27 protein-coding genes and 1 riboswitch are annotated in these 26,580 nt (G+C 72.0%); of the genes, 24 read left to right on the plus strand and 3 right to left on the minus strand.

All coding sequences use genetic code 11. From position 1 onward, the window contains the following. Nucleotides 1–9: 9 nt before the first annotated feature. The 24 genes from Gocc_RS04510 (at nt 10) to dapF (ending at nt 23,483) form a co-directional block, all read left to right on the plus strand. Nucleotides 10–561, plus strand: coding sequence for a hypothetical protein (locus tag Gocc_RS04510; RefSeq protein ID WP_114795349.1), 552 nt, complete (start codon nt 10–12; stop codon nt 559–561). Between the two features lie 29 nt (nt 562–590). Further along, complete coding sequence (locus tag Gocc_RS04515; RefSeq protein ID WP_114795350.1) at nt 591–1,409, plus strand: ribokinase; 819 nt, start codon at nt 591–593, stop codon at nt 1,407–1,409. A 43-nt stretch (nt 1,410–1,452) separates the two neighbouring features. Further along, a complete protein-coding gene (locus Gocc_RS04520) occupies nt 1,453–2,382 on the plus strand; it encodes a nucleoside hydrolase (protein ID WP_114795351.1) in 930 nt (309 codons plus the stop codon). Between the two features lie 9 nt (nt 2,383–2,391). Continuing rightward, nucleotides 2,392–2,877: an inorganic diphosphatase gene (locus Gocc_RS04525; protein WP_114795352.1), complete on the plus strand. Its 486-nt coding sequence runs from the start codon at nt 2,392–2,394 to the stop codon at nt 2,875–2,877. A 59-nt stretch (nt 2,878–2,936) separates the two neighbouring features. Beyond that, the gene (gene crcB / locus Gocc_RS04530; protein ID WP_114795794.1) at nt 2,937–3,347 is read left to right on the plus strand and encodes a fluoride efflux transporter CrcB; all 411 of its coding nucleotides are present in this window, start codon (nt 2,937–2,939) and stop codon (nt 3,345–3,347) included. Beyond that, a complete protein-coding gene (gene crcB, locus Gocc_RS04535; protein ID WP_114795353.1) occupies nt 3,344–3,712 on the plus strand; it encodes a fluoride efflux transporter CrcB in 369 nt (122 codons plus the stop codon). The genes crcB (Gocc_RS04530) and crcB (Gocc_RS04535) overlap by 4 nt, the downstream gene beginning before the upstream one ends. Beyond that, a complete protein-coding gene (locus Gocc_RS04540) occupies nt 3,709–4,785 on the plus strand; it encodes a DUF190 domain-containing protein (RefSeq protein ID WP_114795354.1) in 1,077 nt (358 codons plus the stop codon). Before crcB (Gocc_RS04535) ends, Gocc_RS04540 begins: the two co-directional genes overlap by 4 nt. Nucleotides 4,786–4,815: 30 nt before the next feature. Continuing rightward, a complete protein-coding gene (locus Gocc_RS04545; RefSeq protein WP_114795355.1) occupies nt 4,816–5,226 on the plus strand; it encodes a YkvA family protein in 411 nt (136 codons plus the stop codon). A gap of 45 nt (nt 5,227–5,271) precedes the next feature. Beyond that, a riboswitch (Fluoride riboswitch) is annotated at nt 5,272–5,334 on the plus strand. 24 nt (nt 5,335–5,358) lie between these two features. After that, nucleotides 5,359–6,549 (plus strand): cation:proton antiporter, encoded by a 1,191-nt coding sequence (locus Gocc_RS04550; RefSeq protein ID WP_114795795.1) that lies wholly within the window; start codon nt 5,359–5,361, stop codon nt 6,547–6,549. After that, on the plus strand, nt 6,550–6,972 hold the full coding sequence (locus Gocc_RS04555) for a universal stress protein (RefSeq protein ID WP_114795356.1): 423 nt from the start codon (nt 6,550–6,552) through the stop codon (nt 6,970–6,972). 81 nt (nt 6,973–7,053) lie between these two features. Next, entirely contained in the window at nt 7,054–9,261 is a 2,208-nt protein-coding gene (locus Gocc_RS04560; protein WP_114795357.1) for an FtsK/SpoIIIE family DNA translocase, read from the plus strand. A gap of 163 nt (nt 9,262–9,424) precedes the next feature. After that, entirely contained in the window at nt 9,425–10,438 is a 1,014-nt protein-coding gene (locus tag Gocc_RS04565) for a BMP family lipoprotein (protein WP_181813367.1), read from the plus strand. A 117-nt stretch (nt 10,439–10,555) separates the two neighbouring features. Beyond that, complete coding sequence (locus tag Gocc_RS04570; protein ID WP_114795359.1) at nt 10,556–12,085, plus strand: ABC transporter ATP-binding protein; 1,530 nt, start codon at nt 10,556–10,558, stop codon at nt 12,083–12,085. Then, nucleotides 12,082–13,317 carry an ABC transporter permease gene (locus tag Gocc_RS04575; RefSeq protein WP_114795360.1) on the plus strand — a complete coding sequence of 412 codons (1,236 nt, stop codon included), beginning with the start codon at nt 12,082–12,084 and terminating at the stop codon, nt 13,315–13,317. Before Gocc_RS04570 ends, Gocc_RS04575 begins: the two co-directional genes overlap by 4 nt. A 290-nt stretch (nt 13,318–13,607) precedes the next feature. Then, nucleotides 13,608–14,492, plus strand: a complete 885-nt coding sequence (locus Gocc_RS04580) for an ABC transporter permease (RefSeq protein ID WP_114795796.1) — start codon at nt 13,608–13,610, stop codon at nt 14,490–14,492. Nucleotides 14,493–14,523: 31 nt separating this feature from the next. Continuing rightward, nucleotides 14,524–14,829 carry a hypothetical protein gene (locus Gocc_RS04585; protein WP_114795361.1) on the plus strand — a complete coding sequence of 102 codons (306 nt, stop codon included), beginning with the start codon at nt 14,524–14,526 and terminating at the stop codon, nt 14,827–14,829. Nucleotides 14,830–14,874: 45 nt separating this feature from the next. Then, a complete protein-coding gene (locus Gocc_RS04590) occupies nt 14,875–15,570 on the plus strand; it encodes a helix-turn-helix domain-containing protein (protein ID WP_114795362.1) in 696 nt (231 codons plus the stop codon). Continuing rightward, entirely contained in the window at nt 15,567–16,823 is a 1,257-nt protein-coding gene (locus Gocc_RS04595) for a CinA family nicotinamide mononucleotide deamidase-related protein (protein ID WP_181813368.1), read from the plus strand. The genes Gocc_RS04590 and Gocc_RS04595 overlap by 4 nt, the downstream gene beginning before the upstream one ends. Before the next feature lie 165 nt (nt 16,824–16,988). Next, the gene (recA, locus tag Gocc_RS04600; protein WP_114795364.1) at nt 16,989–18,068 is read left to right on the plus strand and encodes a recombinase RecA; all 1,080 of its coding nucleotides are present in this window, start codon (nt 16,989–16,991) and stop codon (nt 18,066–18,068) included. Then, nucleotides 18,068–18,667 carry a RecX family transcriptional regulator gene (locus Gocc_RS04605; RefSeq protein ID WP_114795365.1) on the plus strand — a complete coding sequence of 200 codons (600 nt, stop codon included), beginning with the start codon at nt 18,068–18,070 and terminating at the stop codon, nt 18,665–18,667. The genes recA and Gocc_RS04605 overlap by 1 nt, the downstream gene beginning before the upstream one ends. A 242-nt stretch (nt 18,668–18,909) precedes the next feature. Next, entirely contained in the window at nt 18,910–20,442 is a 1,533-nt protein-coding gene (gene rny / locus Gocc_RS04610) for a ribonuclease Y (RefSeq protein ID WP_114795366.1), read from the plus strand. A 98-nt stretch (nt 20,443–20,540) separates the two neighbouring features. Continuing rightward, nucleotides 20,541–21,863 (plus strand): tRNA (N6-isopentenyl adenosine(37)-C2)-methylthiotransferase MiaB, encoded by a 1,323-nt coding sequence (gene miaB / locus Gocc_RS04615; RefSeq protein WP_114795367.1) that lies wholly within the window; start codon nt 20,541–20,543, stop codon nt 21,861–21,863. A gap of 11 nt (nt 21,864–21,874) precedes the next feature. Continuing rightward, nucleotides 21,875–22,753: a tRNA (adenosine(37)-N6)-dimethylallyltransferase MiaA gene (gene miaA / locus Gocc_RS04620; RefSeq protein WP_114795368.1), complete on the plus strand. Its 879-nt coding sequence runs from the start codon at nt 21,875–21,877 to the stop codon at nt 22,751–22,753. Then, nucleotides 22,719–23,483: a diaminopimelate epimerase gene (gene dapF, locus Gocc_RS04625; RefSeq protein ID WP_114795369.1), complete on the plus strand. Its 765-nt coding sequence runs from the start codon at nt 22,719–22,721 to the stop codon at nt 23,481–23,483. Before miaA ends, dapF begins: the two co-directional genes overlap by 35 nt. Before the next feature lie 47 nt (nt 23,484–23,530). On the opposite strand, the gene Gocc_RS04630 is transcribed toward dapF, so the two are convergent. From Gocc_RS04630 to dapE, 3 genes are read right to left on the minus strand one after another with little or no spacing between them, the layout of a single operon-like run. Then, nucleotides 23,531–24,328, minus strand: a complete 798-nt coding sequence (locus Gocc_RS04630) for a 2,3,4,5-tetrahydropyridine-2,6-dicarboxylate N-succinyltransferase (RefSeq protein WP_114795370.1) — start codon at nt 24,326–24,328, stop codon at nt 23,531–23,533. Next, nucleotides 24,325–25,476, minus strand: a complete 1,152-nt coding sequence (locus tag Gocc_RS04635; protein ID WP_114795371.1) for a pyridoxal phosphate-dependent aminotransferase — start codon at nt 25,474–25,476, stop codon at nt 24,325–24,327. The genes Gocc_RS04630 and Gocc_RS04635 overlap by 4 nt, the downstream gene beginning before the upstream one ends. Before the next feature lie 9 nt (nt 25,477–25,485). After that, the gene (dapE, locus tag Gocc_RS04640; protein WP_114795372.1) at nt 25,486–26,553 is read right to left on the minus strand and encodes a succinyl-diaminopimelate desuccinylase; all 1,068 of its coding nucleotides are present in this window, start codon (nt 26,551–26,553) and stop codon (nt 25,486–25,488) included. Nucleotides 26,554–26,580 lie beyond the last annotated feature (27 nt).

Below are 26,580 nucleotides of genomic sequence, written 5' to 3' on the forward strand. Positions count from 1 at the left end.
GGAGACCCGATGGCGCCGCAGTCGCTACCGGGGTGGTCGGACGTGCTGCGCGCGCACGCGGCGACCGACCTCAGCGCGCGGAGGGTGACGGCCCAGCTGCGCGCCTGCGAAGCATCGGCGCTCGCCTTCTGCCGGCTGCTCGAGCGCTGGCACCGCGGCGACGCGCACCCGGCGACGGCGGGCCAGCGCGAGGCGGCGCTGCGACACGCCGCAGACAGGGTGGAGACGGCGATCGCCGGCCTCGAAGGACCGCTGTCGCAGTACCTGCTCGAGCTCGAGCCGGAGCGCGCCGAGGGGCGCTCCTGGTACCTCGGGCCAGGCGCCGGTGAGCTCGTCGAATGGCAGCCGGTGCTCGACCGCGCCGGGGTGCGCGCAAGCGCGAATCGCGTCGCCGCCGTCTACCTCGAGCTCGCGATGCTCGTGCGCGCCCTCGAGGGCCTCGCCGACGCGGCCCGCATCGACAGCGCGCCCGACCGCTCGTCGCTGTGGGCGGGCCTGTTCGACCTGCGCGACACGCTGCTCGGCTCGACCGTCGACGATCTGCGCGCGCTCGCCGCCTGATGCCGGCGGCGCGTCCGTAGGCTGTCGCCGTGCCCGCGCCCCGGATCACCGTCGTCGGCTCTGTCAACCTCGATCTCGTCGCCCGCTGCGAGGTGCTGCCGCGCCCCGGGGAGACGGTCGCGGGCGCGACATTCGAGCGCATTCCCGGCGGCAAGGGAGCAAACCAGGCCGTCGCCTGCGCCCGCCTCGGCGCCGAGGTGCGCCTGGTCGCCGCCGTCGGCCGCGACCCGTTCGCGGACGAGGCGCTCGCGGGCCTGCGCGGGGCCGGCGTCGAGCTCGACCTGCAGCTCGTCGACCTGCCGACCGGGGTGGCGCTGGTCACCGTCGACGCGGCGGGCGAGACGACGATCACCGTCGCGCCCGGCGCGAACGCGGCTCTCGCCGGCTTCGAGCTGCCCCCGTCCGACGCGGTGCTCTGCCAGCAGGAGATCCCCGACGCGGCGGTGATCTCGGCGTGGGAGCAGGCGGGAGGGTTGTTCTGCCTCAACGCGGCGCCGGCACGGCGTATCGGCGTCGACCCGGATCTCGCAGTCGTCAACCGCTTCGAGCTGGAGTCGCTCGCGCGTGCCGACGGCCTCGTCGCGCTCACGCTCGGCGCCGAGGGCGCCGTGCTGCTCGAGGACGGGGAGGAGGTCGCCCGCGCCGTGCCGCCCGCGGTCGAGGCCGTGGACGGGACAGCGGCGGGCGACGCCTTCACCGCCTGCCTGCTCGTCTCGCTGCTCGAGGGCCGCTCGCGCGAGGAGGCGCTGCGGCGCGCATGCGCGGCAGGAGCGTTTGCGGCCTCGCGCTTCGGCGCGCAGCCGTCGCTGCCGACGGCCGCGGAGGTCGACGCGCTCCTCGGCTCGTGACAGGCTGTCACGAGCCCGCCGACGCGACCGGGATAATGGCGACGTGAACCGACGCACGCCGATCATCCTCGACTGCGATCCCGGCCACGACGACGCGATCGCGCTGCTGCTCGCGCTCGCGAGCCCCGAGCTCGACCTGCTCGGCGTCACCACCGTGCACGGAAACCAGACGCTCGAGAAGACGACGGCGAACGCGCTGCGCGTGCTCGACCTCGCCGGGCGCGAGGACGTCCCGGTCGCGGCCGGCGCCGACCGCCCACTCGTGCGCGAGCTGACGGTCGCCGCGCACGTCCACGGCGACAGCGGCCTCGACGGGCCCTCGCTGCCGCCGCCGGGCCGCGGGCCGGCCGCCGGGCATGCCGTCGACTTCATGGCGCGCCGGATCGCCGAGAGCCCCGCTCCGGTGACGCTCGTTCCCACCGGCCCGCTCACGAACGTCGCGCTGCTGCTCGAGCGCACGGGCGGCGCCAACATCGAGCGCATCGTGCTCATGGGCGGCGCCGTCGCCGAGGGAAACATGACGCCGGCGGCCGAGTTCAACATCTGGGCCGATCCCGAGGCGGCGGACAGGGTGTTCCACGCGGGGCTCGACGTGACGATGGTCGGCCTCGACGTCACCCACCGTGCCGTCACGACGCCCGCGTTGCAGGAGCGCCTGCGCGCCACCGGGACGATCGGGGCGTTCGTCGCCGATCTCGTCGACTTCTTCGCCGTCTACCACCGCGAGACGTACGGGTGGGACGGAGCCCCCATCCACGACGCCGTCGCCGTCGCGTGCGTCCTGCAGCCGAGCCTCGTCACGACCGTCGAGCGCAACGTCGAGATCGAGCTCGACTCCGACCTCTGCCGCGGCCGCACGGTCGTCGACCTCTGGAATCGCAGCGGGCGCGCGCCGAACGCCCATGTCGGCGTCGATCTCGACAGCGACGGCTTCTTCGACCTCCTCGTCGAGCGCATCGCGCGGCTCGGGTAGGGTCGTCGGATGGCCGACGTGATGGTGTTCGTCGAGGTGCCGTCCGGGTCGCGGAACAAGTACGAGCTCGATGCCGAGCTCGGCCAGATCGTGCTCGACCGGCGGCTGTTCACGTCGATGAGCTATCCCGCCGACTACGGCTTCATCGAGGGCACGCTCGGCGCCGACGGCGATCCGCTCGACGCCCTCGTGCTCGTCGGCGAGCCGACGTTCCCCGGCTGCCGCATCCGCGCCCGCGTCGTCGGCGTCTTCTACATGGAGGACGAGAAGGGGCAGGACGAGAAGATCATCTGCGTCCCCCTCAAGGACACGGCGTTCATGCGCGTGCACGACGTCCACGACATCGCGCCGGAGTTCCGGGACGAGATCGAGCATTTCTTCCAGGTCTACAAGGATCTCGAGGAGGGAAAAACCGAGACGCGCGGGTTCGGCAACCGGGCCGACGCCGAGCTGATCATCGACGAGTCCCGCGCCCGGGCCGCCGCGCACGGCTAGCGCGGCTGCCCGTCCCCGAGACAGGAACGATGGACACGCCGGACGCATCGCCGACGCACATGGTCCTGCGGCCGCGGTCGCGCCTGCGGGAGCGCCTGCTGCTCGCGATCTTCGCGGGCGGTGCGCTCGGGGCGCTCGCCCGCGCCGCGGTGGAGACGGCGTTTCCCGCGACCGGTCACGGCTGGCCGTGGGCGACGTTCGCCGTCAACATCGCAGGCGCCGGTCTGCTCGCCTACGTCGTCACGCGGCTGCAGGAGCGGCTGCCGCCCTCGACATACCCGCGCCCGCTGCTCGGCACCGGCCTGTGCGGCGCGCTGACGACGTTCTCGACGATGCAGATCGAGGTGATCCGGCTCGTACGCGAAGGCCATGCCGCGCTCGCGGTCGCGTACCTGGCGGCCAGCGTCGCAACGGGAGCGGTCGTCGTCTTCCTCGTGAGCGCCCTCGTGCGCCGGGTGCCGGCCCGATGACGACCCTGCTCGTCTGGCTCGGCGTTGCGACCCTCGGCGGCCTCGGCGCGATCCTGCGCTTCGAGCTGGACGGCTTCGTGCAGCGCCGGCTCGACAGCGAGTTCCCGTTCGGGACCCTCGCCGTCAACGGCCTCGGGTCGCTCCTGCTCGGCACGCTCGTCGGGCTGGACGTCGCCGGCAACGACCTGCTCATCGCCGGCACGGCGACGCTCGGGTCGTTCACGACCTTCTCGACGTGGATGCTGGAGGCGGAGCGCCTCGCCGAGGACGGGGAGGGCGGTCTCGCGCTCGCCGATATCGTGGGCAGCATCGCGGTGGGCATCGCAGCCGCCGCGCTGGGCTGGGCGCTGGGAGCCGCGCTGTGACCGCCGACTGCCTGAAATTGACGGTGTACTTCGGCGAGCGCGACCGCCTCGACGGCCATCTCGTCTCCGACGTGCTGCTCGACCTGTACCAGCGCCACGGGCTGCGGGCGGCGATCCTCGTGCGGGGCGTGGAGGGTTTCGGCATCAAGCACCGGCTGCACACGCAGCGTCTGCTGACGCTCTCGGAGGACATGCCGCTCGTCACCGTCGCCGTCGATACCCGCGAGCGGATCGAGGCCGTCCTGCCCGACGTGCAGGCCGTCCTCTGCGGCGGGCTCGTGACGCTCGAGCGCGCGCGGCTCGTGACGGACATCGACGGTGCGGCGCCGCTTCCCGTCGAGCGGCACGACGCGACGAAGCTCACCCTCACCCTCGGGAGGCAGGAGCGCGTGCGCGGGCGCCCCGCCCATCTGTGGGCGGTGGACGTGCTGCGACGGCACGGGGTCGCCGGCGCGACCGTGGTCGTCGGTGTCGACGGCATCGTGCACGGCGCACGGCGGCGCGCCCGCTTCTTCTCCGCGAACGCGGACGTGCCGCTGATGGTGATCTCCGTCGGGGCCGGCAGCGCGATCGCCGCTGCGCTCGCCGAGCTCGGGGCAAGCCTCGAGCGGCCGCTCCTCGCGCTCGAGCGCGTCCGCGTCTGCAAGCGCGACGGGATCGTCGTGGGCGCACCCTCGCACCTGCCGGAGACGGACCGGAGCGGCCTCGGCGTGTGGCAGAAGCTGATGGTCTACGCCGGCGAGCAGGCGCGCGCCGGACGGCATCCGCTCTACATCGAGCTCATCCACCGGCTGCGGCTCGAGGGCGCCGCCGGCGCCACGGCGGTGCGGGGCACGTGGGGATACTCGGGCGACCACGCGCCGCACGGCGACAGGCTGTTCGCCGTGCGCAGGCGCGTACCGGTGATCGTCAGCGTCGTCGACAGGCCGGAGGCGGCCCGGCGCTGGTGGGGGGTGATCGACGCGTTGACCACGGAGGCGGGGCTCGTCACGAGCGAGATGGTTCCCGCCTTCCGCGCCGTCGGCCCCGGCCTCGCGAGCGGCGGCCTGCGCCTCGCGCGGCTCGATCTCTGAGCGGACGCCGGCGAGCGCTACGGTGGTGGTGTGCCAGCCTGGCTGCCGATCGTCGCCGCCGTGGCGGCGGTCGGGCTCACGCTCTACGCCGCCTTCGTGCTCGCGCTCGTCGCCGCGGGACGCCGCGAGGGCGCCCGCGCGCTCGCGGGCTTCGTACCCGACTGCGCCGTCCTGTGCGCGCGCCTGCTGCGCGATCCGGGCGTGAAGCACCGCCACCGGCTCCTGCTCGCGCTCCTCGTCGCCTACCTCGCTCTTCCCTTCGATCTCGTGCCGGACGTCATCCCGGTCGCCGGTCAGCTCGACGATGCGATCGTCGTCGCCGTCGTGCTGCGCATCGTGCTGCGCGGAAGCGGAGTCGAGCGCGTGCGCCGGCACTGGCCGGGCCCCGAGGCATCGCTTCGGCTCGTGCTTCGCCTCGCCGGCGCGCAGCCGGCACCGTAGCGCAGCCGGGCTCCTCGGCCGCGGCCGCGGAGCTATCATGGAAGGTGACGCACGCGCGATGAGGCTCGCGCCCAACCGCCCTCCGGGGCTGATGGCCTCTACCAACCCAGGCACGACCCTCGGGAGGTGGAGATGAGCGAGCTCGCGGTGGCAGCACTCCTGGCAGGCGTGATCCTCCTCGCCGGCACGATCTCGGTCGAGGCGGGCATCTCGGTGGCGCTGATCGAGCTTGCCGCCGGCGTGGCCGTCGGCAACGCGTTCGACGTGGGCGTGCCGGAGTGGCTCTCGTTCGTCGGCGGCTTCGCCGGTATCGTGCTCACCTTCCTCGCCGGCGCCGAGGTCGACGTGCCCCAGTTCAGGCGCGAGTGGAGGGCCTCGCTTCTGCTCGGCGGCGCGAGCTTCGCCGCGCCGTTCGCTCTCGTGGGCCTGTTCGCCTACTACGGGCTCGGCTGGAACCGCGAGCAGGCGGAGATCGCGGGGATCGCGCTCTCGACGACGAGCCTCGCCGTCGTCTACGCGGTCCTCGTCGAGACGGGACTGAACCAGACCCTGATCGGCAAGCGTGTGATGTCGGCGACGTTCGTGACCGACCTCGGCACCGCGGTCGCCCTCTCGATCCTGTTCGTCACGCCGAGCATCTGGGTCGTGCCGTTCGCCGGCGTCACCGTCCTGTTCGTGCTGGGGCTGCCGCGTGCGGCGCCGTGGTTCTTCCGCCGCTACGGCAACCGCGTCATCGAGCCGGAGATAAAGCTCGTCTTCGCCGCCCTCTTCCTCCTCATGTGGCTCGGCGACCGGGCACACTCCCATGCCGTGCTGCCGGCGTTCATCCTCGGGCTCGTGCTCTCGTCCCACTACGCCGCGCATCGCAAGGAGCAGGAGCGGCTGCGCGTGGTCGCGTTCGCCTTCCTGACCCCGTTCTTCTTCCTGAAGGGCGGGATGAACGTGTCGGCGCCGGCGCTGTGGTCGAACCTCGGCCTCCTCGGGCTGCTCTTCCTCGCCAAGATGACCCCGAAGCTCGCGGCCGTCTACCCGCTTGCGCGGCGCTCCTGCGCGCCCCATGCGGGCTTCACGACGCTGCTGATGTCGACGGGCCTCACGTTCGGCACGATCAGCTCCCTCTACGGCCTGCAGGCCGGCATCATCGACGAGACCCAGTTCTCCCTGCTCGTCGCCGTCGTCGTGCTGTCCGCCATCGTGCCGACGGTGATCGCCCAGCGCTTCCTGCAGCCGGATGCCGCAGCGGAGCGGACGCATGACGAGGCCGTCCCTGCTGCGCCGGCTCCCGCGCGCCCGGCGCACACGACCGAGGAGGCGACGGCGTAGATGCCGTTCGAACGGATACTCGTGGCCGTCGACGGCTCGGAGAGCTCGAACCGGGCGCTCGCGAAGGCGCTCGAGCTGGCGTCGCTGACCGGCGCCGAGCTGCACGCCCTCGCGGTCGAGGGGCCGCTGCCCGCCTACGCGGCAACGGTGGGCGAGGTCGACGAGGTGAAGCGCGAGAAGGACGCGTTCTTCCGCCGCCTCGCGAGCGGCGTGCGCGCCCGTGCCGACGCCGCCGGCGTGCCGATCGCCGTCGACATCCGGCCCGGCCATGCCGCCGAGCTGATCGTGAGGGTCGCGGCGGAGCGCGGTGCCGACCTGATCGTGCTCGGACGTCGAGGCCACTTCCTGCGCGACCATCTGCTCGGCTCCACGGCCGACCGCGTCACGGAGAGCGCCGACTGCCCGGTGATGATCGTCAAGTAGCCCGACGGGGGACTGCGAGGAGTCCCGGCCGGCGGCGGCCCTCGCAGGAAGACGCCCGCCGCCGCAGAAGCAGCAGTCCCGATGGCTACGAGAAGGAAGAAGCCCGTCAAGCGGGCGCCGAGGCCGTCCACGCCGTCGCGCGTCAAGAAGCGGCCGGCCAGGACGCGATCGCACCACCATCCCGAGCTCTGGGGGCTCGGGATGGTCGCGGTCGGCCTCTTCCTCGCGACCGTGATCTGGCTCGGATGGGACGGAGGCATGGTGGGCGCGAGGATCGCCGACGGCCTCGAGAGCGCGCTCGGCGCCGCCTCCTACGCGCTGCCGCTCGTCCTCGTCGGCCTCGGCTCGCTCATGCTCGTGCGCAGCGCGCTCGTCGACTTCACGCCGTTCCGCACCGGGCTCGTCGTCGGCTCGGTCGGCCTCATGGTCGCCCTCGGCCGCGACCACGGAGGCGCCGCGGGCTCCGTGCTCGGCGGCGGGCTCGCTCGTGCCGTCGGCGACACGGGTGCCGCCATCGTCGGCGTCACCCTCTTCCTGGCCGGGGCGCTGCTCCTGTCGGGCGCCTCTGCCGGCGCGCTCCTGCGCCGCTCGGGCCATGCCGTGCGGCGCGCAGGGTCTGCGGCGCGGCGGTCGTTCGATGGGCTCGACCTGCCGGAGATTCCGAGCTGGAGCGAGGAGGAGCAGCCGGCGCCGCGTTCCTCGCAGCGGGCGCGCGCCCCGGTCGACGGCGCCGAGCAGTACCCGGACATCGTCACGGCGGGGGCCCCGCCGCTCGTACTGCCCGAGCAGCTCGAGACGGCGGCGCCGACGTCGGAGCCCGGCGACGGGGACATCGACTTCGACGCGCCGCACGCGGGCGAGTATCGGCTGCCGGAGCGCACGCTGCTGAAGGCGTCTCCTGCCGTCAAGGGCGACAACGCCGAGGCGAGCGCCCGCACAGCGCAGCTGCTCGTGCAGACGCTGGCGCACTTCGGGGTCGACGCGACGATCGTCGGCCAGATAGCCGGGCCGCGTGTCGTCCGCTACGAGCTGCAGCTCGCGCCGGGCACGAAGGTGTCGAAGGTGGCGGGTCTCAAGGACGACCTCTCGTACGCGCTCGCAACCACGGAGATCCGCATCCTCGCCCCGATCCCGGGCAAGCAGGCGGTTGGCGTCGAGGTGCCGAACCTGTCTCCGAGGCTCGTCACGCTCGGCGACATCTTCGGCGACCTGCCGGGCCAGGCGAGCCCGCTGTCGGTGTGGCTCGGCAAGGACATCTCCGGCAACGCCGTCTGGACCGACCTCGCGCGCATGCCGCACCTGCTCATCGCCGGCACGACCGGTGCGGGCAAGTCCGGCTGCATCAACGCGCTGCTCACCTCCATCCTGCTGCGCTCGACCCCGGACGAGGTGCGCATGATCCTCATCGACCCGAAGCGCATCGAGCTCAACTACTACGAGTCGATCCCGCACCTGCTGACGCCGGTCGTCTCCAACCCGAAGGAGGCCTCGGCCGTCCTCCAGAACGTCGTCGCCGAGATGGAGCGCCGCTACGAGCGCCTCTCCATCATCCGCGCCCGCAACCTGCCCGAGGCGAACCGCACGTTCAAGGCGCGTGGGGATGACCCGCTGCCCTACCTCCTCGTCGTGATCGACGAGCTCGCCGATCTCATGATGGTCTCTCCGCAGGCGGTGGAGGACGCGATCATCCGGCTCGCGCAGAAGTCGCGTGCCGTCGGCATCCACCTCGTGCTCGCCACCCAGCGTCCCTCGGTGGACGTGATCACGGGCATGATCAAGGCGAACGTGCCGTCGCGCATCGCGTTCGCGGTGTCGAGCCAGACGGACTCGCGCGTCATCCTCGACACGTCGGGAGCCGAGAGCCTGCTCGGCCAGGGGGACATGCTGTTCAAGCCGCTCGGCACGTCGCGCATGCAGCGCGTCCAGGGCGCCTACGTGTCCGAGGAGGAGGTCGCGATGATCGTCGAGCAGTGCCGCCGCCAGCGCGGACAGCAGCTCGACGAGACGCTGCTCGAGGCTCCCGAGGCGGCCGAGCTCGCGGACGGCGACGACGGCGAGTTCGATCCGGACGAGGATCCGCTGCTCGACCGGGCGATCGAGATCGTCGTGCAGACGCAGACCGCCTCCGTCTCGCTCCTGCAGCGACGCCTCCGCGTCGGCTACACGCGCGCAGGACGCCTCGTCGACATGCTCGAGCGGCGCGGCATCATCTCCGGCTACGAGGGCTCGAAGCCCCGCCGCGTGCTGATCGAGGAGGCGCAGCTCGCATCGGTCGTCGCGCGCGACTGAGCGCCGCGTTCGCGCTCGGTGGGCCGGCGTGCGCAGGCGGCGGAGAGCGGTTAGGCTTCGCGGCGGTCGTGGCGCGGCTGTGCGCGTGGACGCCGTGCCAACTTCCGCTCGAATCCCCCGTCACAGAACCGGGTACCGAATCATCAGGTCACAAGGAGGGCACGTGGCAATTCGCAAGAGAACAGTCGGTGTCGCACTGGCGCTCGTCGCCGTGCTCGCACTGTCGCTCGCATCCATCGGGTCGGCGTCGTCTGCCAAATCCGAGGCGACCATCAAGGTCGCGCTCATCACCGACATCGGTGGACTCAACGACAAGGGCTTCAACGCCCTCGCCAACGTCGGCCTGCAGACGGCGAAGAAGAAGCTCAAGGTGCAGGGCCGGGTCTTCATCTCGAAGTCGGCCGCCGACTACGTGCCGAACCTGTCGGCAGCGGCGCGCGGGAACTACGACCTCGTGATCGCGGTCGGCTTCCTCATGTCGGACTCCCTGTCCGCGGTGGCCAAGAAGTTCCCGAAGACGAAGTTCGCGATCGTGGACGTGAGCGCACCCTTCATGAAGGGCAAGCCGAAGAACGTTCGCGGCATCGTCTTCGCCGAGCAGGAGGCCGGCTACCTCGCGGGCGTCGCAGCGGCGACCGTGAGCAAGACGGGCACCGTGAGCACGATCGGCGGCATCAAGATCCCGCCGGTCGACGCCTTCATCGCCGGCTTCCAGGCCGGTGCCAAGGCGACGAAGCCCGGCATCACGCTGCTGAACGACTACTCGCAGGACTTCGTCGACCAGGCGAAGTGCAAGGAGCTCGCCCTCAACCAGATCGCCCAGGGCTCGGACGTCGTCTTCCAGGTCGCGGGCGGCTGCGGCCTCGGCGCTCTCAGCGCCGCACAGGAGAAGGGCGTCTGGGGCATCGGCGTCGACAACGACCAGAGCTTCCTCGGCAAGCACGTGCTGACGAGCGCCCAGAAGAAGGTCGACCAGGGCGTCTTCCAGACGATCCAGCTCGTGACGACCGGTAAGTTCAAGGGCGGCGTCGACGGCCTCTTCAGCGTGAAGAACGACGGCGTCGGCTTCGGCAAGGTCAGCCCGGCTGCTCCTCCGACGCTCGCTGCCAAGCTCGCGTCGGTGTCGGCGGCGATCAAGGCCGGCAAGATCAGCAAGATCCCGCGTCTCGTCAAGTAGGGCGACGGCGCAACGCGATCGCGCGAGAGGCGGGCCGACGGCCCGCCTCTCGCGCTCTCTGGGCAGCGCCGACGCTTGCAGCGCCGTCCTCCAGCACGAACCGTAGAATCCGCCGACATGTCCGAGCGCCCTGTCGTCCTCGAGATGTCCCACATCCGCAAGGAGTTCCCGGGGGTGCTCGCCAACGACGACGTCAGCCTCGATCTGCTCGAGGGCGAGGTGCATGCGCTGCTCGGCGAGAACGGCGCCGGCAAGTCGACGCTGATGAACATCCTCTACGGCCTCTACCACCCGGACGAGGGCGAGATCCGCATCAACGGGAAGCAGGTGCGCCTCGGCTCGCCGCGCGCCGCCATCGACGCGGGCGTCGGCATGGTGCACCAGCACTTCATGCTCATCCCGGTGATGACCGTGACCGAGAACATCGTGCTCGCATCCGAGCCCGTGCGCGACGGCGTCTTCCTCGACTACGCGACGGCCGAGGAGCAGGTGCGCGAGATCTCCGAGCGCTTCGGGCTCGCCGTCGACCCGCGCGCGAAGATCGCGAACATCACCGTCGGCCAGCAGCAGCGCGTCGAGATCCTGAAGGCCCTGTATCGCAACGCGGACATCCTCGTGCTCGACGAGCCCACCGCCGTGTTGACGCCGCAAGAGGCGCGGGAGTTGTTCGACATCGTGCGCAGCCTCACCGCGCAGGGGAAGTCGATCATCTTCATCAGCCACAAGCTCAACGAGGTGCTCGAGATCGCCGAGCGCATCTCCGTGCTGCGGCGCGGACGGCTCGTGCAGACCCTGCCCGCCGCCGGGGCGACGGAGAGCAGCCTGGCGCGGCTGATGGTCGGCCGCGACGTGCTGCTGCGTGTCGAGAAGGGCCATTCGACCCCGGCCGCGCCGCTACTCGAGGTGAACGGCCTCACCGTGATCGACGACCGTGGCATCGACAAGGTGCGCGACGTCTCCTTCCAGGTGCGGGCGGGGGAGATCGTGGGCATCGCCGGCGTCGACGGAAACGGGCAGACCGAGCTCATCGACGCGCTCACCGGGCTGCGCAAGGCGGCCGCCGGCAGCGTCACGGTCGCGGGCACGGATGTGAGCGGGGCCTCGCCCCGCGCGGTGCTCGACACGGGGCTCGGCCACGTGCCCGAGGACAGGCAGCGGCGCGGCCTCGTGCTCGAGTTCTCGATCGCCGAGAACATCGCCCTGCACGACTACCGCAGGCCGCCCGCCTCGAAGCACGGGTGGCTGTTCCCGGCGCGGCTCGTCGAACGCGCGCAGAGGCTGATCGACGCGTTCGACGTGCGCGGCGGCGGCCCGCGTACGCGCGCCGGCGCGCTCTCCGGCGGCAACCAGCAGAAGGTGATCCTCGCACGTGAGATCGAGCGCAACCCGAAGGCGTTGGTCGCCGCGCAGCCCACGCGCGGGCTCGACGTCGGCGCGATCGAGTTCGTGCACCGCCGGCTCGTGGAGGAGCGCGACGAGGGGCGCGCGATCCTGCTCGTGTCGCTCGAGCTCGAGGAGGTGCTGTCGCTGTCCGACCGCATCCTCGTGATGTACGAGGGCCGGATCGTGGGCGAGTTCCCGCCCACCGCCGGCGAGGAGGAGCTCGGCATCGCCATGACCGGCGGGCGCCGCGAGGCGGCAGCGTGAGCGAGCCGCTGACGCCTCCCGGCGGGGAGGAGCAGGACACGGTCGCGCCCGACCCCGAGGCGCGCGCGACCGGGTTGCTCGGGCGGCTCGACGCCGCACACCGCGTGAACGGGATGCTGGCGCCCGTGCTGACCGCCGTGCTCGCGTTCTTCATCGGCGGGCTCGTCGTGCTCGTGACGACGGGGAAGAACCCGATCACGACCTACCGTGCGATCTTCGACGGCTCCGGTCTCAACTGGCTGTTCCCGTGGGTGGGGGGCGACGACCGCGTGCTCGCGGCGGTGAATCTCCAGCAGACGCTGCTCTTGACGACGTCGCTGATCCTCGTCGGGCTGGCCGTCGCGTTCGCCTTCCGTTGTGGCCTGTTCAACATCGGCGGCCAGGGGCAGTACCTCGTCGGCTCGATCTTCTCCGTCTGGATCGGATCGTCGTTCGCGTCGATGAACGGCCCGCTCCATATCGCGCTCGCGATCGCGGTCGCCACGCTCGCGGGCGCGGCTTGGGCCGGGATCGCCGGCCTGCTGAAGGCGCTCGTGGGCGTGAACGAGGTCATCTCGACGATCATGCTCAACTGGGTCGCTGTCTGGACAGGTGTGTTCCTGTTCGGCCAGGGCGGACCGCTGCAGAACGACACGCAGGTCTCGGTGCCCGTCTCCAACGACATCGTGGAGACCGCGAAGCTGAAGGTGTTCTGGGGCGACCCGCTGCTGCAGGGCCTCCACATCGGCTTCTTCATCGCGCTCGCCGCACTCGTCGTCTACTTCGTCGTCCTCAACCGCACCACGCTCGGCTACGGGGTGCGCGCCGTCGGCTTCAACCCGGAAGCGGCCCGCTACGGCGGCATCAGCGTCGCCCGCAACTACTTCCTGGCGATGGCGATCTCCGGCGCGTTCGCGGGGCTCGCGGGCGCGATGGACATCCTCGGCTGGCAGTTCCGCCTCGCCACCGGCGACGTGCTCACGAGCACGATCGGCTTCACCGGCATCGCGGTGGCGCTCCTCGGGCGCAACAGCGCCGTCGGCGTCGGCCTCGGCGCGCTGCTCTTCGGCGCGCTTCTCAACGGGACGTCGACGCGCAACCTCGATCCCGAGGTGTTCAAGCCGGAGCTCGCGTCCAACCTGACGCAGATCATCGTCGGGCTGATCGTGCTCTTCGTGGGTGCGGATCTGATCGTGCTGTGGGTGCTGGGCCGCATCCGCCGCGGACGCCGCACCGTGGGGGCGCCGGCGTGAGGCGGCTCCCGACCGGCGCGCGGGCGCTGGGTTGGGGCGCGGTCGCCTTTTCCGCGCTGGCGGCGTGGATCGCGCTGCCGCCCGTCGCGGTGCGCTCGTTCGCCGTCCCGCTCGCGCTCGGCGTCGTCGCGGCGGCGCTCGGCATCGTGGCCGTGCGCGGGGGCGAGAAGCGGCTCGGCTTCGGCGCCGTCGCCGCCGCCGTGCTCGGCGCCGGGCTCGGCATCCTCGCCACCCGGTCGGGCGCCGCCAACCTCGAGCAAGCCGTCGTCTGGTCTGCGCTGCTCGCGTCGATGCTCCGCTACGCGACCCCGCTGACGTTCGCCGCCATCGGCGGTCTCTTCTCGGAGCGCTCGGGCGTCGTCAACATCGGCCTCGAGGGCATGATGCTGACCGGAGCGTTCTTCGGCATCTGGGGCGCCGACCGTACGAGCTCGTGGGTCCTCGGCCTGCTCATCGCCCTCGCGGCGGGCGCGCTGATGGCGCTCGTGCACGCGTTCTTCGCGATCCACCTGCGCGCCGATCAGATCATCGGCGGCACCGCGATCAACTTCCTCGCGCTCGGGGTCACCGGCTACCTGTTCATCGACATCTACGGGCAGGAGGGAACACCGACCGACATTCCGGCCATTCCCGAGGTGTCGATCCCGCTGCTGCGCGACGTCCCGTTCGTGGGCGACGTCGTCGGCCAGATGAATCTCATGATCTGGCTCGCTCTCCTCACCGTGCTGCTCGCCTGGGTCGTGATCTTCAAGACGCCGGTCGGCCTGCGCATCCGCGCCGTCGGCGAGCAGCCGCGCGCCGCGGATACCGTCGGCATCTCGGTGTTCAAGGTGCGCTACGCCGCGGTGATCGTGTCCGGCATGCTGGCGGCGCTCGGCGGCGCCTACCTCTCGATCGGCTTCGTCAACTCGTTCGGCGAGAACATGACCGCAGGGCGCGGCTTCATCGCGCTCGCCGCGCTCATCTTCGGCAACTGGCGACCGTTCCCGACGCTCGCCGCCTGCCTCCTGTTCGGGTTCTCGAGCGCGCTCGCCCAGCGCCTGCCCGTGTACTCCGACTCGGCGGCGGTGCTGTTCCAGGCGCTGCCGTACGTGCTCACGCTCATCGCCGTCGCCGGCCTCATCGGCCGCTCGATTCCCCCTGCAGCCGTTGGCCGCCCCTACAAGAAGCAGTAACGGCCGCGACGGCGCCGGCAACGCGTCCGCCGTGTGGTCGCTCGCCGCCGGCGTCCTCGCCGTCGCGACCCTGCCGCTCGCGATCTTCGCGACGCGCTACTCCCGCTCGTACGACCTGCTCCAGGCGGGCTTCGCGATCCCGATCGCCGCCGCGCTCGGTGTCGCCGCCGTCGCGCTCGCCGGGCGTGCGCGGACCCGCGACGCGCTCTCGCTCGGGCGGGCAGGAGGACTCGGCGCTGCGCGCGCCGGGCGCATCCTCGGCATCCTCGCTCTCTGCCTCGGCTGCAGCGCCGCGATCTCGCTCGCCGTGTACGGGCTCCTGCTCTCGATCGCCTAGCTCGGCGCGGCCAGGCGTCTCGCGGGCCTCGTCTACACTGGCTGCGTGTTCGACATCGGCTCGAGCCTGCGAGAGGCGCGCACGCGCCAGGGCCTGGACTTCAACGAGATGGAGTTTCGCACCAAGGTGCGGGCGAAGTACCTGCGTGCCCTCGAGGAGGAGCGCTTCGAACAGCTGCCCGCGCACACGTACGTCAAGGGCTTCCTGCGCGCGTACGCCGAGGCCCTCGGCATGGACGGTCAGCTCTACGTCGACGAGTACAACTCGCGCTACGTCGCCGGTGACGACGACCATCTCGTCCGTACGCGCCGGGTGCCGCCGTCGCGGCAGACACGACGCCGCGGCCGGCGGCGCGAGTCGCGCCTCGTCGCGGTCGCGGTGACCGCGATCGTGCTCGTGACGGCTCTCGTCATCGCGGCCTGGAAGTTCGGTGGGCCGGATGCACCGCGCGTGCAGGGGGTGAACACCGACGCCACCGTGTCGACGCCGGCCGCGCAGGCCGCCGGCGTCGTCGTCGAGGCGACTCGCGGTGCGTCGTTCATGGAGGTGCGACTGGGCTCGCGCACGGGCAGGCCGCTCTACCAGGGCACGCTCGAGCGCGGCCAGTCCAAGTCCTTTGCGGAGGCGAGGGTCTACCTCTCGCTCGCCTCGCCGCGGAACGTCGTGGTGCGCGCCGGCGGCAAGGTCGTGAAGATCCCGGCCGGCGGCAAGCTCACGATCCGCGTTCGATCTGCCCGGTGACCCGCCCTCGCGCGGCCATCGTCGTCACCGGCAGCGAGCTCGTGCGCGGCGAGCGCAGCGACCTCAACGGGCCGTTCTACGCGCGGGAGGCGCTCGCACTGGGTCTGCAGCCTGCACGTCTGATCATCGTCGGCGACGACGCCATGGAGCTGGAGGACGCGCTGCGGGAAGGCATGGGCGCCGACGTCTGCCTCGTCTCGGGCGGTCTCGGTCCGACCCACGACGACCGCACGGTCGAGCTCGTCGCGCGCGTGGCCGGCCGCCCGCTCGTCGTCGACGAGGCTCTCGAGGAGCGGATCGAGCACGTCTCGCGTACCGTCGCGGAGCGGCTCGGGCGACCGTACGCCGACTTCGCAGCGGGTGTGCGCAAGCAGGCGACGATCCCCGAAGGGGCTCTCGTGATCGGCCTTGCCGGCACCGCGCCCGGGCTCGTCGTCGACACCGGGTCGTGCGTGACCGTGGTGCTGCCGGGACCGCCCGGCGAGCTCCAGCGGCTCTGGCCCGGCGCGGTCGCGTCCGCGCCGCTGCAACGGGTGCTGTCGAGCACGGAGCGGCCGGGTCGGCGCGTGCTGCGCTTCTACGGCACGAGCGAGTCGGCGGTGGCGCGTGCACTCGCGGAGGCCGGCGGAGACGGCGGCGGGGTGGAGGCGACGATCTGCGCTCGCGACTTCGAGATCCACGTCGACCTGATCGTCGAGCCCGGCGCGGAGACACGGGCCGACGTCCTCGCCGATGCGATCGCCGCTCCGATCGCGTCGTACCTGTTCGCCCGCGACGAGCGCACGGTGGAGGAGATCGTGCTCGAGCGCTGCCGGGCGCGAGGCCTCACGCTCGCCGTGGCCGAGTCGTGCACGGGCGGCCTCGTCGCCGCGCGGCTGACCTCGGTCCCCGGGTCGAGCGACGTCTTCCGCGGCGGCATCGTGGCGTACGGCGACGACGTGAAGGCACGGCAGCTCGGCGTAGCGGAGGATGTGCTGCGAGCGTGCGGCGCGGTCTCGGCCGAGGTCGCCGCGGCGATGGCGCACGGGGCGCGGGAGCGGCTGCACGCGGATCTCGCCGTCGCCGTGACCGGCATCGCCGGGCCCGGCGGCGGATCGGACGAGAAGCCCGTCGGGCTCGTGCACTTCCACGCGGCGGGTCCCGGGGGAGACGAGGCGCTGCGGTTCGAGCTGCCGGGCGACCGGGCGTGGATCCGCGCGCGCTCCGCCGTCGCGGCGCTGCATCTCGTGCGGCGCCTGCTCGAGCGCGGCTGACACGCTTCCGGCACGGAGGCGTCACCAACACGTCACGCGTGCGCCGCTAGCGTCGTCTTCGGCGGGAGCGCGGCACCGGGGGCGAACAGACGTTTGCATTCCGTCCGACGGGCGTGCTTACCTGTCATCTCCGACGAACATGGCACCGGCGAGGAGGAAGAACGGATGAATCGCGAGGAAGCGCTCGGCGTTGCGCTCGGTCAGATCGAGCGGCAGTTCGGCAAGGGCTCGGTCATGCGGATGAGCGATCGGGCACAGGTCTCGGTCGGTGCCGTCTCGACGGGGTCGCTCTCGCTCGACATGGCGCTCGGCATCGGCGGCCTGCCGCGCGGCCGCGTCGTCGAGATCTTCGGCCCGGAGTCGTCCGGCAAGACCACGCTCGTCTACCACGTGATCGCGGAGGCGCAGCGCCGCGGCGGTATCTGCGCGTTCATCGACGCCGAGCACGCGATGGATCCCCAGTACGCCCGGCGCATCGGCGTCAACATCGACGACCTGCTCGTGTCGCAGCCCGACACGGGGGAGCAGGCGCTCGAGATCTGCGAGTTGCTGATCCGCTCCGGCGCCGTCGACGTGGTCGCGGTCGACTCGGTCGCCGCGCTGACGCCGAAGGCCGAGATCGAGGGCGAGATGGGCGACAGCCACGTCGGCCTGCAGGCGCGGCTGATGAGCCAGGCGCTGCGCAAGCTCGCCGGCACGCTCAACCGCACCGACACGATCTGCCTGTTCACGAACCAGCTGCGCGAGAAGATCGGGGTCATGTTCGGCTCGCCCGAGACGACCCCCGGCGGCCGCGCGCTGAAGTTCTACGCCTCGGTACGGCTCGACATCCGGCGCATCGAGACGCTCAAGGACGGAGCCGAGGCATACGGCAACCGCGTGCGCGTCAAGGTCGTGAAGAACAAGGTCGCGCCGCCGTTCAAGCAGGCCGAGTTCGACATCATCTACGGCTCGGGCATCTCGTGGGAAGGCACCGTGCTCGACGTCGGCATCGAGAGGAAGGTCGTGCAGAAGTCCGGCTCGTACTTCAGCTTCGGCGACGAGCGGCTCGGCCAGGGCCGGCAGAACGCCACTGCCTTCCTCGGCGAGCATCCCGACCTCGTGCAGCAGATCCTGGGGCGCATCCAGGTGGAGGCGGCCGACGACCAGGTCGTGTCGGCCCGGCTGCTGCCGACCGCCGAGGGCGCGGCAGCGTCCGTCGAGGTGACCCCGGTCGAGGACGACGAGGTCGCAGTCGAGGCGTAGTGGCCGCTGCTCCTCGCGTCACCGGGTTGCGCCGGCGCGGCACCACGCGGGTCGAGATCGAGCTGGACGGCGAGCCGTGGCGCGCCGTCCCGCTCGAGGCACTCCAGCAGACGGCGCTCGCGGTCGGGTCGACCCTCGACCGCGGCGCCGCCCGCGAGCTCGGGCGCGCGCTGCGACGGCATCGTGCGCTTTCCGTCGCCGTCGGCGCGCTCCGCGGCCGCGACCACACGACGGCATCGCTCGTGCGCAGGCTCGCCGCACGCGGCGTCCGCCCCGCCGAGCGCTCCGAGACACTCGCCGTCCTCGGTCGCGCCGGGCTCGTGGACGACACACGCTTCGCCCACGACCGCGCCGCGTTGCTCGCGCGGCGCGGCGGTGGCGATCGCCGCATCGCCTTCGACCTCGAGCGCCAGGGCGTCGCAGCCGAGCTCGCGGCCGCGGCGATCGCCGCGCTCGAGCCGGAGCGCGAGCGGGCGCAGCGCATCGTCGGCGAGCGCGGACGAACGGCGAAGACGCTTCGCGCGCTCGCCGCGCAGGGGTTCTCGGAGGAGGCTCTCGAGGGGCTCGTTGCGGAGGCCGATGCCGGGGCGCTAGGATGATGGTGCTTCATCTGGTGTTTTTCCTGCACAGAGCGCATTTCCGAAATCGGCTGATCACATGATCCCTCTGTCGTCCGTCGTCCTTCTCCGTGGATGGGCCTACTGCGCCGTCCGGGAGGGCCCCCAGGCCTAGAGCCCACGTCGCATCGCCGGTACCGGAGCTGCCGCCCTGCGGGTGGAGAGCACGGATGTGAGCACCCGCGGCGCCGCCGCGGACAATCGATCCTTTCGAAGGAGCGGTCATGCTCACGGTCATCGCAGCGCTGGTGGGAATCGTCGTCGGGTCGCTCGCGACGTGGGGGTGGCTGCGGACGGCGAGCGCGTCGCGCCTGCGGCTCGCGGAGGACAAGCGCCGTGCCATCATCGGTGACGCCGAGCGGGAGGTGGAGGCCACTCGTCGCGAAGCGCAGATCGAGTCGCGCGAGCAGGCGGTGAGGCTGCGCGCCGAGATCGAAGCGGAGGTGCAGCATCGCCGTCTACAGATCGCCAAGGTCGAGGAGCGCGCGGCCCAGCGCGAGGTGGAGCTCGACGCGAAGCTGACCGAGCTGGCGCGGCGCGAGCAGGGCATCGCCGATCGCGAGGCGCACCTGAAGAGCCTGCAGGAGGAAGTCAAGTCCGCGAAGGACGAAATCCTGAAGGAGCTGCAGCGGATCGGCAACCTCACACTCGGCGAGGCGAGGCAGCAGCTTCTGGAGCGGTCGGAGGACCTCGTGCGGCACGAGCTCGCGCGCAGCGTGCGCCAGATGGAGGAGGAGGCGCGCGCCGACGCGAAGCGGAGGGCGCGCGCACTCGTCGCGGACGCCCTGCAGCGTGTCGCCGCGAGCCATACCGCCGAGACGACCGTCAGCGTCGTCGAGCTCGCCTCCGACGACATGAAGGGACGCATCATCGGACGCGAGGGGCGCAACATCCGGGCGCTCGAGCACCTCACCGGCGTCGACTTCATCATCGACGACACGCCGCACGCGGTCGTGCTGTCGTCGTTCGACGGCCTCCGCCGCGAGGTGGCCCGGATGACGCTCGAGAAGCTGATCGAGGACGGCCGCATCCACCCGGCCCGCATCGAGGAGATGTACTACCAGTCGAAGGCGGAGCTCGAGGAGCACGTGCTGCAGGCCGGACAGCAGGCCGTGTTCGAGGCCAACTGCGGCACGTTCCACGAGGAGCTCGTCAAGGTGCTGGGCCGGCTGCGCTACCGCACGAGCTACGGGCAAAACGTCCTCAAGCACACGCTCGAGGTGGTGCACCTGGCCGGTGTGATGGCGTCAGAGCTCGGCGCCTCCGTGAAGACGGCCAAGCGCGCGGCGGTGCTGCACGACGTCGGCAAGGCCATGACGCACGAGGTGGAGGGCTCGCACGCCGCGGTGTCGGCGCAGCTGGCGCGGCGCTTCGGCGAGAGTGACGGCGTCATCCACGCGATCGAGGCGCACCACTACGAGGTGCAGCCGCAGACGGTCGAGGCGGTGCTGCTGATCTCGGCCGACGCCATCTCGGCCTCGCGACCGGGCGCGCGCGGCGAGAGCCTCGAGCACTACATCAAGCGCCTGTCGGCGCTCGAGGAGATCGCGTCGGCCAAGCCCGGCGTCGCCAAGGCCTATGCGCTGCAGGCCGGGCGTGAGATCCGGGTCATCGTCGAGCCGGCGGAGGTCGACGACGAAGGAGCGGTGCTGCTGTCGCACGAGATCGCCCGCGAGATCGAGGATCAGCTCGAGTACCCCGGCCAGGTCAAGGTGATCGTCATCCGCGAGTCACGCGCCGTCGAGGTGGCGAAGTAGGACCGGGCCTCAGCGGCCGCAACCGCGAACACGAGCAGACAGGGTGCAGCCGGGCCGCGCCGGGCGGTACGCCCGGCGCCCGTACAATTGGCCGCGCGATGCGCCGCTACCACGTCACCACCTTCGGCTGCCAGATGAACAGCCACGACTCCGAGCGCATCAAGGGCATGCTGGAATCGCTCGGCCTGGGTGAGGCTGCCGCGCCGGACGAGGCCGACATCGTCGTCTTCAACACGTGCACGATCAGGGAGAAGCCGGACACGAAGCTGGCCGCCTACCTCGGGGACGCCGGCGCGCGCAAGCGCGAGAACCCGGAGCTCGTGATCGCGGTGGGCGGGTGCTACGCCGAGGCCCAGCGGGAGCGCATCTTCGACCTGTACCCGCAGGTCGACGTCGCCTTCGGCCCCGGCTCGATCCCGCACCTGGCCGAGTGGGTGGGCGCCGGCGGCGTGGGCGTGGAGCGCGGCCGCTTCGGGACGCACGAGCATTTCGCCGGCGACCTCCCGCAGCGGCGGGAGCGCCGCGTCCACGCCTGGGTGCAGGTATCGATGGGATGCAACTCGACGTGCTCGTACTGCATCGTTCCCGCGGTGCGCGGGCGCGAGCAGAGCCGGCGGGCCGGCGACATCGTCGCCGAGGTTGCGCGGCTGGCTGCCGACGGGGTGCGCGAGATCACGCTCCTCGGCCAGAACGTCAACTCGTGGGGACGCGATCTGCCGCCCGGGCTGCGCACGGAGTTCGGCGAGCTGCTGCGCGCCTGCGACGCGGTCGACGGCATCGCGCGGATCCGCTTCACGAGTCCCCACCCGAAGGACTTCCGCGCGCCGGTGATCGCGGCGATCGCCGAGTGCGACGCCGTCTGCGAGCACATCCACCTGCCGCTGCAGTCGGGCTCCAGCCGCATCCTCAAGGCGATGCGCCGAACCTACTCGCGCGAGCGCTACCTCCAGCTCGTCGAGCGGCTGCGTGCCGCGATCCCCGATCTCGCGCTCGGCACGGACATCATCGTCGGCTTCCCCGGCGAGAGCGAGGACGACTTCCGGCAGACGCTCGAGGTCGTCGAGGCCGTCCGCTACGACAGCGCGTTCACGTTCATCTACTCGCCGCGGCAGGGCACGGACGCGGCGGCGATGGCCGACCAGGTCCCCGATCCCGTCAAGCACGAGCGCCTCGAGCGCCTCGTCGAGGTGGTGCAGCGCATCGCCCGTGAGCGCAACGCCGAGCGTGTCGGCCGCGTCGAGCAGGTGCTCGTCGAGGGTCCGAGCCGGACCGACGCGTCGCTGCTGCGGGGACGCACGCGACGCAACACGACCGTGAACTTCAGCGGCGGCGCGCAGATCGGCGAGCTGGTGGACGTCCTCGTCGACGGCGCGACGTCGACGACGCTACGCGGGCGCATCGCCACCGCAGTCCCCGCCTGACCGGGCCCCGGATGGTCGCCGTCGTCGCCGTGTTCGGCCCGACCGCCTCGGGCAAGTCGGCCGTCGCCGAGGCGCTCGCCGCCCGTCTTCGCACCGGCGTCGTGTCGTGCGACGCGCTGCAGGTCTACCGCGGGCTTCCGCTCCTGACCAACCAGCCCTCGAGCCCCACGGCGCTCGTCGGCATCAGGGAGACGAACGAGGAGATGTCCGTGGCTGCGTTCGCCGCCCTTGCACACGCCGCCGTCGACGACCTCGTCGCGCGGACGGGCCATGCCGTCGTCGCGGGCGGGACGGGCCTCTACCTGCGCGCGGCGCTCGCGGACCTCGCCGTGCCGCCGCGGCCCGCCGACGCGACCCGCGAGCGCATCCGCCGTGAGGTCGAGAGCGATCCCGGGGCGGCGCACGCACGACTCCGGGTCGCCGACCCGGCCGCCGCGGCGACCGTGCACCCGAACGACCTCCGGCGCGTCGCGCGCGCGCTCGAGCTCGCCGAGAGCGGCGCTTCGCTCGTGCCGGCCGACGACCGCCTGTGGAGCGCGGCCACGCGCCATGAGACGTTGATCGTCGGCCTCGAGGTGCCCCGCGACGAGCTCGAGCACCGCATCGTCGAGCGCACCGACGCGATGTTCCGCGCCGGCGTCGTCGACGAGGTGAGGCGCGCTCTCGCCGCCGGCGTCTCGCGCACCGCGGAGAAGGCGCTCGGCCTGCGCGAGATCGCGACGCTTCCCGAGGTGCAGGCCCGCGAGCGCATCGTCGTGCGCACACGCAGGTACGCCGCCTACCAGCGCAAGTGGATGCGGAGGATCCCCGGCCTCGTTAGCGTTGACGCGACCCGCTCGCCGGAGGAGGTGGTGGATGCGATTCTCGAAATGGCACGCGCTCGGCAATAGCTACATCGTCGTCGAGCAGCCGGACGCAGGCACGATGACGCCCGAGCGCGTCCGCCGGCTGTGCGCCCCGACCACGGGGATCGGCTCCGACGGCGTGCTCGAGGTGCTCGCGCGCGAGGGCGGTCGCGCCGAGATCGTGATCTGGAATCCGGACGGCTCGATCGCGGAGATGTCCGGCAACGGCGTTCGCATCGCCGCCTGCTGGCTTGCCGCGGAGGCACGGCGGCGCGAGGTCGTGATCGTCACGGCGGGCCGCGAGCTGGCGGCGCGCATGCTCGACGGCCTCGAGGCGGAGACCGACGTCGGCCCCGTCACGGTCGGCGTTCCCGAGATGCTCGACGTGGGGGAGGCGCTGGAGTTCACGGCAGCTTCCGTCGGCAACCCGCACGCGGTCATCCGCCTCGAGGCGCCGACCCGTGGCGACCTGCTGCGCCTGGGACCGCTCGTCGAGTCGCATCCGCGCTTTCCCGAGCGCACGAACGTGCAGCTCGTCCGCGTCGACGGCCGCCACGACGTGACCGTGCTCGTGTGGGAGCGCGGCGCGGGAGAGACGAGCGCCTCGGGATCGTCGTCGGTCGCGGCCGCGGCCGTCGCCGTCGCGCGGGGCTGGTGCGAGAGCCCGGTGACGGTGCACCTACCCGGCGGCGACCTGCACGTGCGGCTCGCCGGCGGCAGCGCCTCGCTCGTCGGTCCCGCCGAGGAGGTCGCGCGCGGCTCGACGTCGCTGTAGGGCGGGACGCGCCGGCGCGCAGAACGCCTTGACGCTGGACCGGAAAGCTAGACGGCGATCGCGAACTCGCGCAGGACGTCGTTCAACGACGTCTTCAGATCCGTGGAGGCGCTGCGCTCGCCGACGATGAGCGCGCACTGCAGCCCGTAGGTGCCGGCGGGGAATCGCTTCTCGCGCACGCCGGGGAGCACGACCTTGCGCGGCGGCACCTCGCCGCGGAGCTCGACCGGGTCGGCGCCGGTGACGTCGATGATCGGGATCGACGCCGAGAGCACGACGTTGGGGGCGATGACGGCGCCCGCGCCGATGCGGACGCCCTCGACGATCACCGCGCGCGAGCCGATGAAGGCGCCGTCCTCGATGATGACCGGGGCCGCCTGCGGGGGCTCGAGCACGCCGCCGATGCCGACTCCGCCCGCGAGGTGGACGTCGGCGCCGATCTGCGCGCACGAGCCAACGGTCGCCCATGTGTCGACCATCGTGCGCGGGCCGACCCAGGCGCCGATGTTGACGTAGCCCGGCATGAGGACGCAGCCCTCCGAGAGGAAGGAGCCGTAGCGTGCCACGCCCGGGGGCACGACGCGCACGCCGCGGTCGGCGTAGTCGGACTTGACGGGGATCTTGTCGAGGAAGTGGAGGCCGCCGACGTCCATCGGCGCCACCTTGCGCAGCCGGAAGTAGAGCAGGATCGCCTTCTTCACCCACTCGTTCACCCGCCAGCCGCCGTCGACCGGCTCGGCGACACGGATCTCGCCGGCATCGAGCAGGCGGATCGCCTCCTCGATCGTGCCGGCCTCGACCGTGCCGGCGTCGAACAGCTCCTCGATCCGTGCAGCCAGTGTCATGCGAACACATCATCCAGGATCTCGACGGCGCGCGCGCACTCGTCCTCGGTGGGCACGAGCGCGAAGCGGACGTATCCCTCACCCGACGGGCCGAGGAACGACCCGGGGGCGACGAGGACGCCGTGCGCGAGCAGGGTCGTCGCGAACTCCTGCGACGTCTCCCCATGCGGCACGGCGACCCACAGGTACATCGTCGAAGGGCCACCGGCGTCGCGGAGCCCGACGCGGCGAAACAGCTCGAGGAACAGCGCGCGCTTACGGGCGTACGCCGCGCGCGCCTGCTCCACGTGCTCCTCGTCGCCCCACGCGACCACCGACGCGCGCTGCACGAACTCCTGCGGCGCGGTGCCGACGTTGGGCCGGAACTGCCTCAGAGCGGCGACGAGCTCGGGATCGCCGGCGACGAAGCCGGATCGATAGCCGGTCATGGACGAGCGCTTCGACAGCGTGTTGAAGGAGACGACGTTGCTCCAGTCGGCCAGCTGCAGCGCGGACACCGGCGGCTCCTCGAACCACAGCTCGCTGTACGCCTCGTCGCAGGCGAGCACGAACCCGTAGGCGCGGGCAAGATCGGCGAGCCGTGCGTAGAAGGCGAGTGGAGCCGTGGCGCCCGTCGGGTTGTTCGGGTAGTTGACCCACACGAGCGCCGTGCGCCGCCACGTCTCGGCGGGAACGGCGTCCACGTCCGGGAGGAAGCCGCCCGCCTCGAGGAGCGGGAGCTCGACGACACGGGCGCCCGCGAACTCGGCGCCGCGCCCCGGCACCGGGTAGCCGGGCTCCGTGACGACCACGGTGTCGCGTCCGCCCGCGACGTCGAGGACGACCTGGGCGAACGAGAAGATCGCCTCCTTCGAGCCGAGGGTCGGGATCACCTGGCGGTCCGGATCGAGGGCGACGCCGAAGCGGCGTCCCGCCCACGAGGCGATCGCCTCGCGCAGCTCGGGCAGCCCGGCGGCGGCGGGGTAGCCCATGCGCCGGCGCACGCCGTCGCGGAGCGCCCGCATGATGCGCGGGTCGGTCGGCTCGCGCGGGTCGCCCATGCCGAAGTCGAGCACCTCGAGGCCGCGCTCCCGGCGCTCGGCGGCCGCCTGGTTGAGACGCACGAACGGATACGTCGCCTGCGCGCGCAGGATGGGGGAGATGCCCATGCCGGGAAGCTACCCCGTGATGAAGCGACGGAGGATCTCGTAGGAGCGCGCGAGCGCCGCGATCTCCACGAGCTCGTCGCGGCGGTGCGCGTAGCGCGTCGACCCGGGGCCGAAGTTGACGGCGTCGAGGCCGCGGGCCGTGAAGTCGGCGACGTTCGTCCACGCCTGCTTCGGCGCGAACATGAGATCGCCGGCGTCGCGCAGCGCACGCACGGCGGGCGCGTCCGTGACCACCGCCGCAGGCGGGGAATCGCCCGTGATCTCGAGCGCCGCACCCGCAGGCGTGAGCGCGCGCAGGTACTCCGCGGCGCTCTGCGGCGAGCGGTCCGGGGCATAGCGGTAGTTGAGCGTCGCAGTGGCCCTGTCGGGGACGACGTTGTCGGCGATGCCGGCCTCGAGCCTCGTGATCGTGACCACCTCGTAAAACGGAAGCCCGCCGACGACGGCCTCACGGCGCTCGAGGCGCGCGATCGGCGTCAGGCCGTCGATCGCCTTCGCGATCGCGTTCTCGGCCGTCCAGGGGCGTGCAGAGTGGCCGCTGACGCCCGTGAACGTGAGCCGGGCGCTCATGTTGCCGAGGCAGCCCGCCTGGATCGTCAGGTCGGTCGGCTCGAGCAGGACGGCGAGCTCGGCCTCGTGGACGAGCCGCGAGCGCTCGAACAGGTCGGGAAGCGGGCTGTGCTGGGCCGGCAGCTCCTCCTTGCCGAACAGCAGCAGCCCCACGTCGTAGCGGCCCGGCGTCTCCTGCGCGAGGTCGCGGACGAGCTCGAGCGCGACCGCGACCCCGCCCTTCATGTCGGTCGCGCCGGCGCCGTGCACGGCGCCGCCCTCGATCCGGCCGGGAAGGTTGCCCTGCGCGGGCACGGTGTCGTAGTGGCCGACGAGGAGGACGAGCCCCACGCCGGGCCTGCGTGGCCGCGCGAACAGGAAGGCGTCCTCACCCGCATACTCGATCGCGAACGGCGGCGGCACGAGCCCGAGCAGGTGCTCGCGGATCGCGGCTTCGTGCAGGCTCTCCGACGGGATGTCGACGAGCTCGAGCGTGCGTGCGGCGAGCCTGTCCGCGAGAGGTGCCATCGCGCGAGCGTACCGGCATACTTGCGC

The sequence above is a fragment of the Gaiella occulta genome, from assembly GCF_003351045.1.
GTDB classification, from domain to species: Bacteria; Actinomycetota; Thermoleophilia; order Gaiellales; family Gaiellaceae; genus Gaiella; species Gaiella occulta.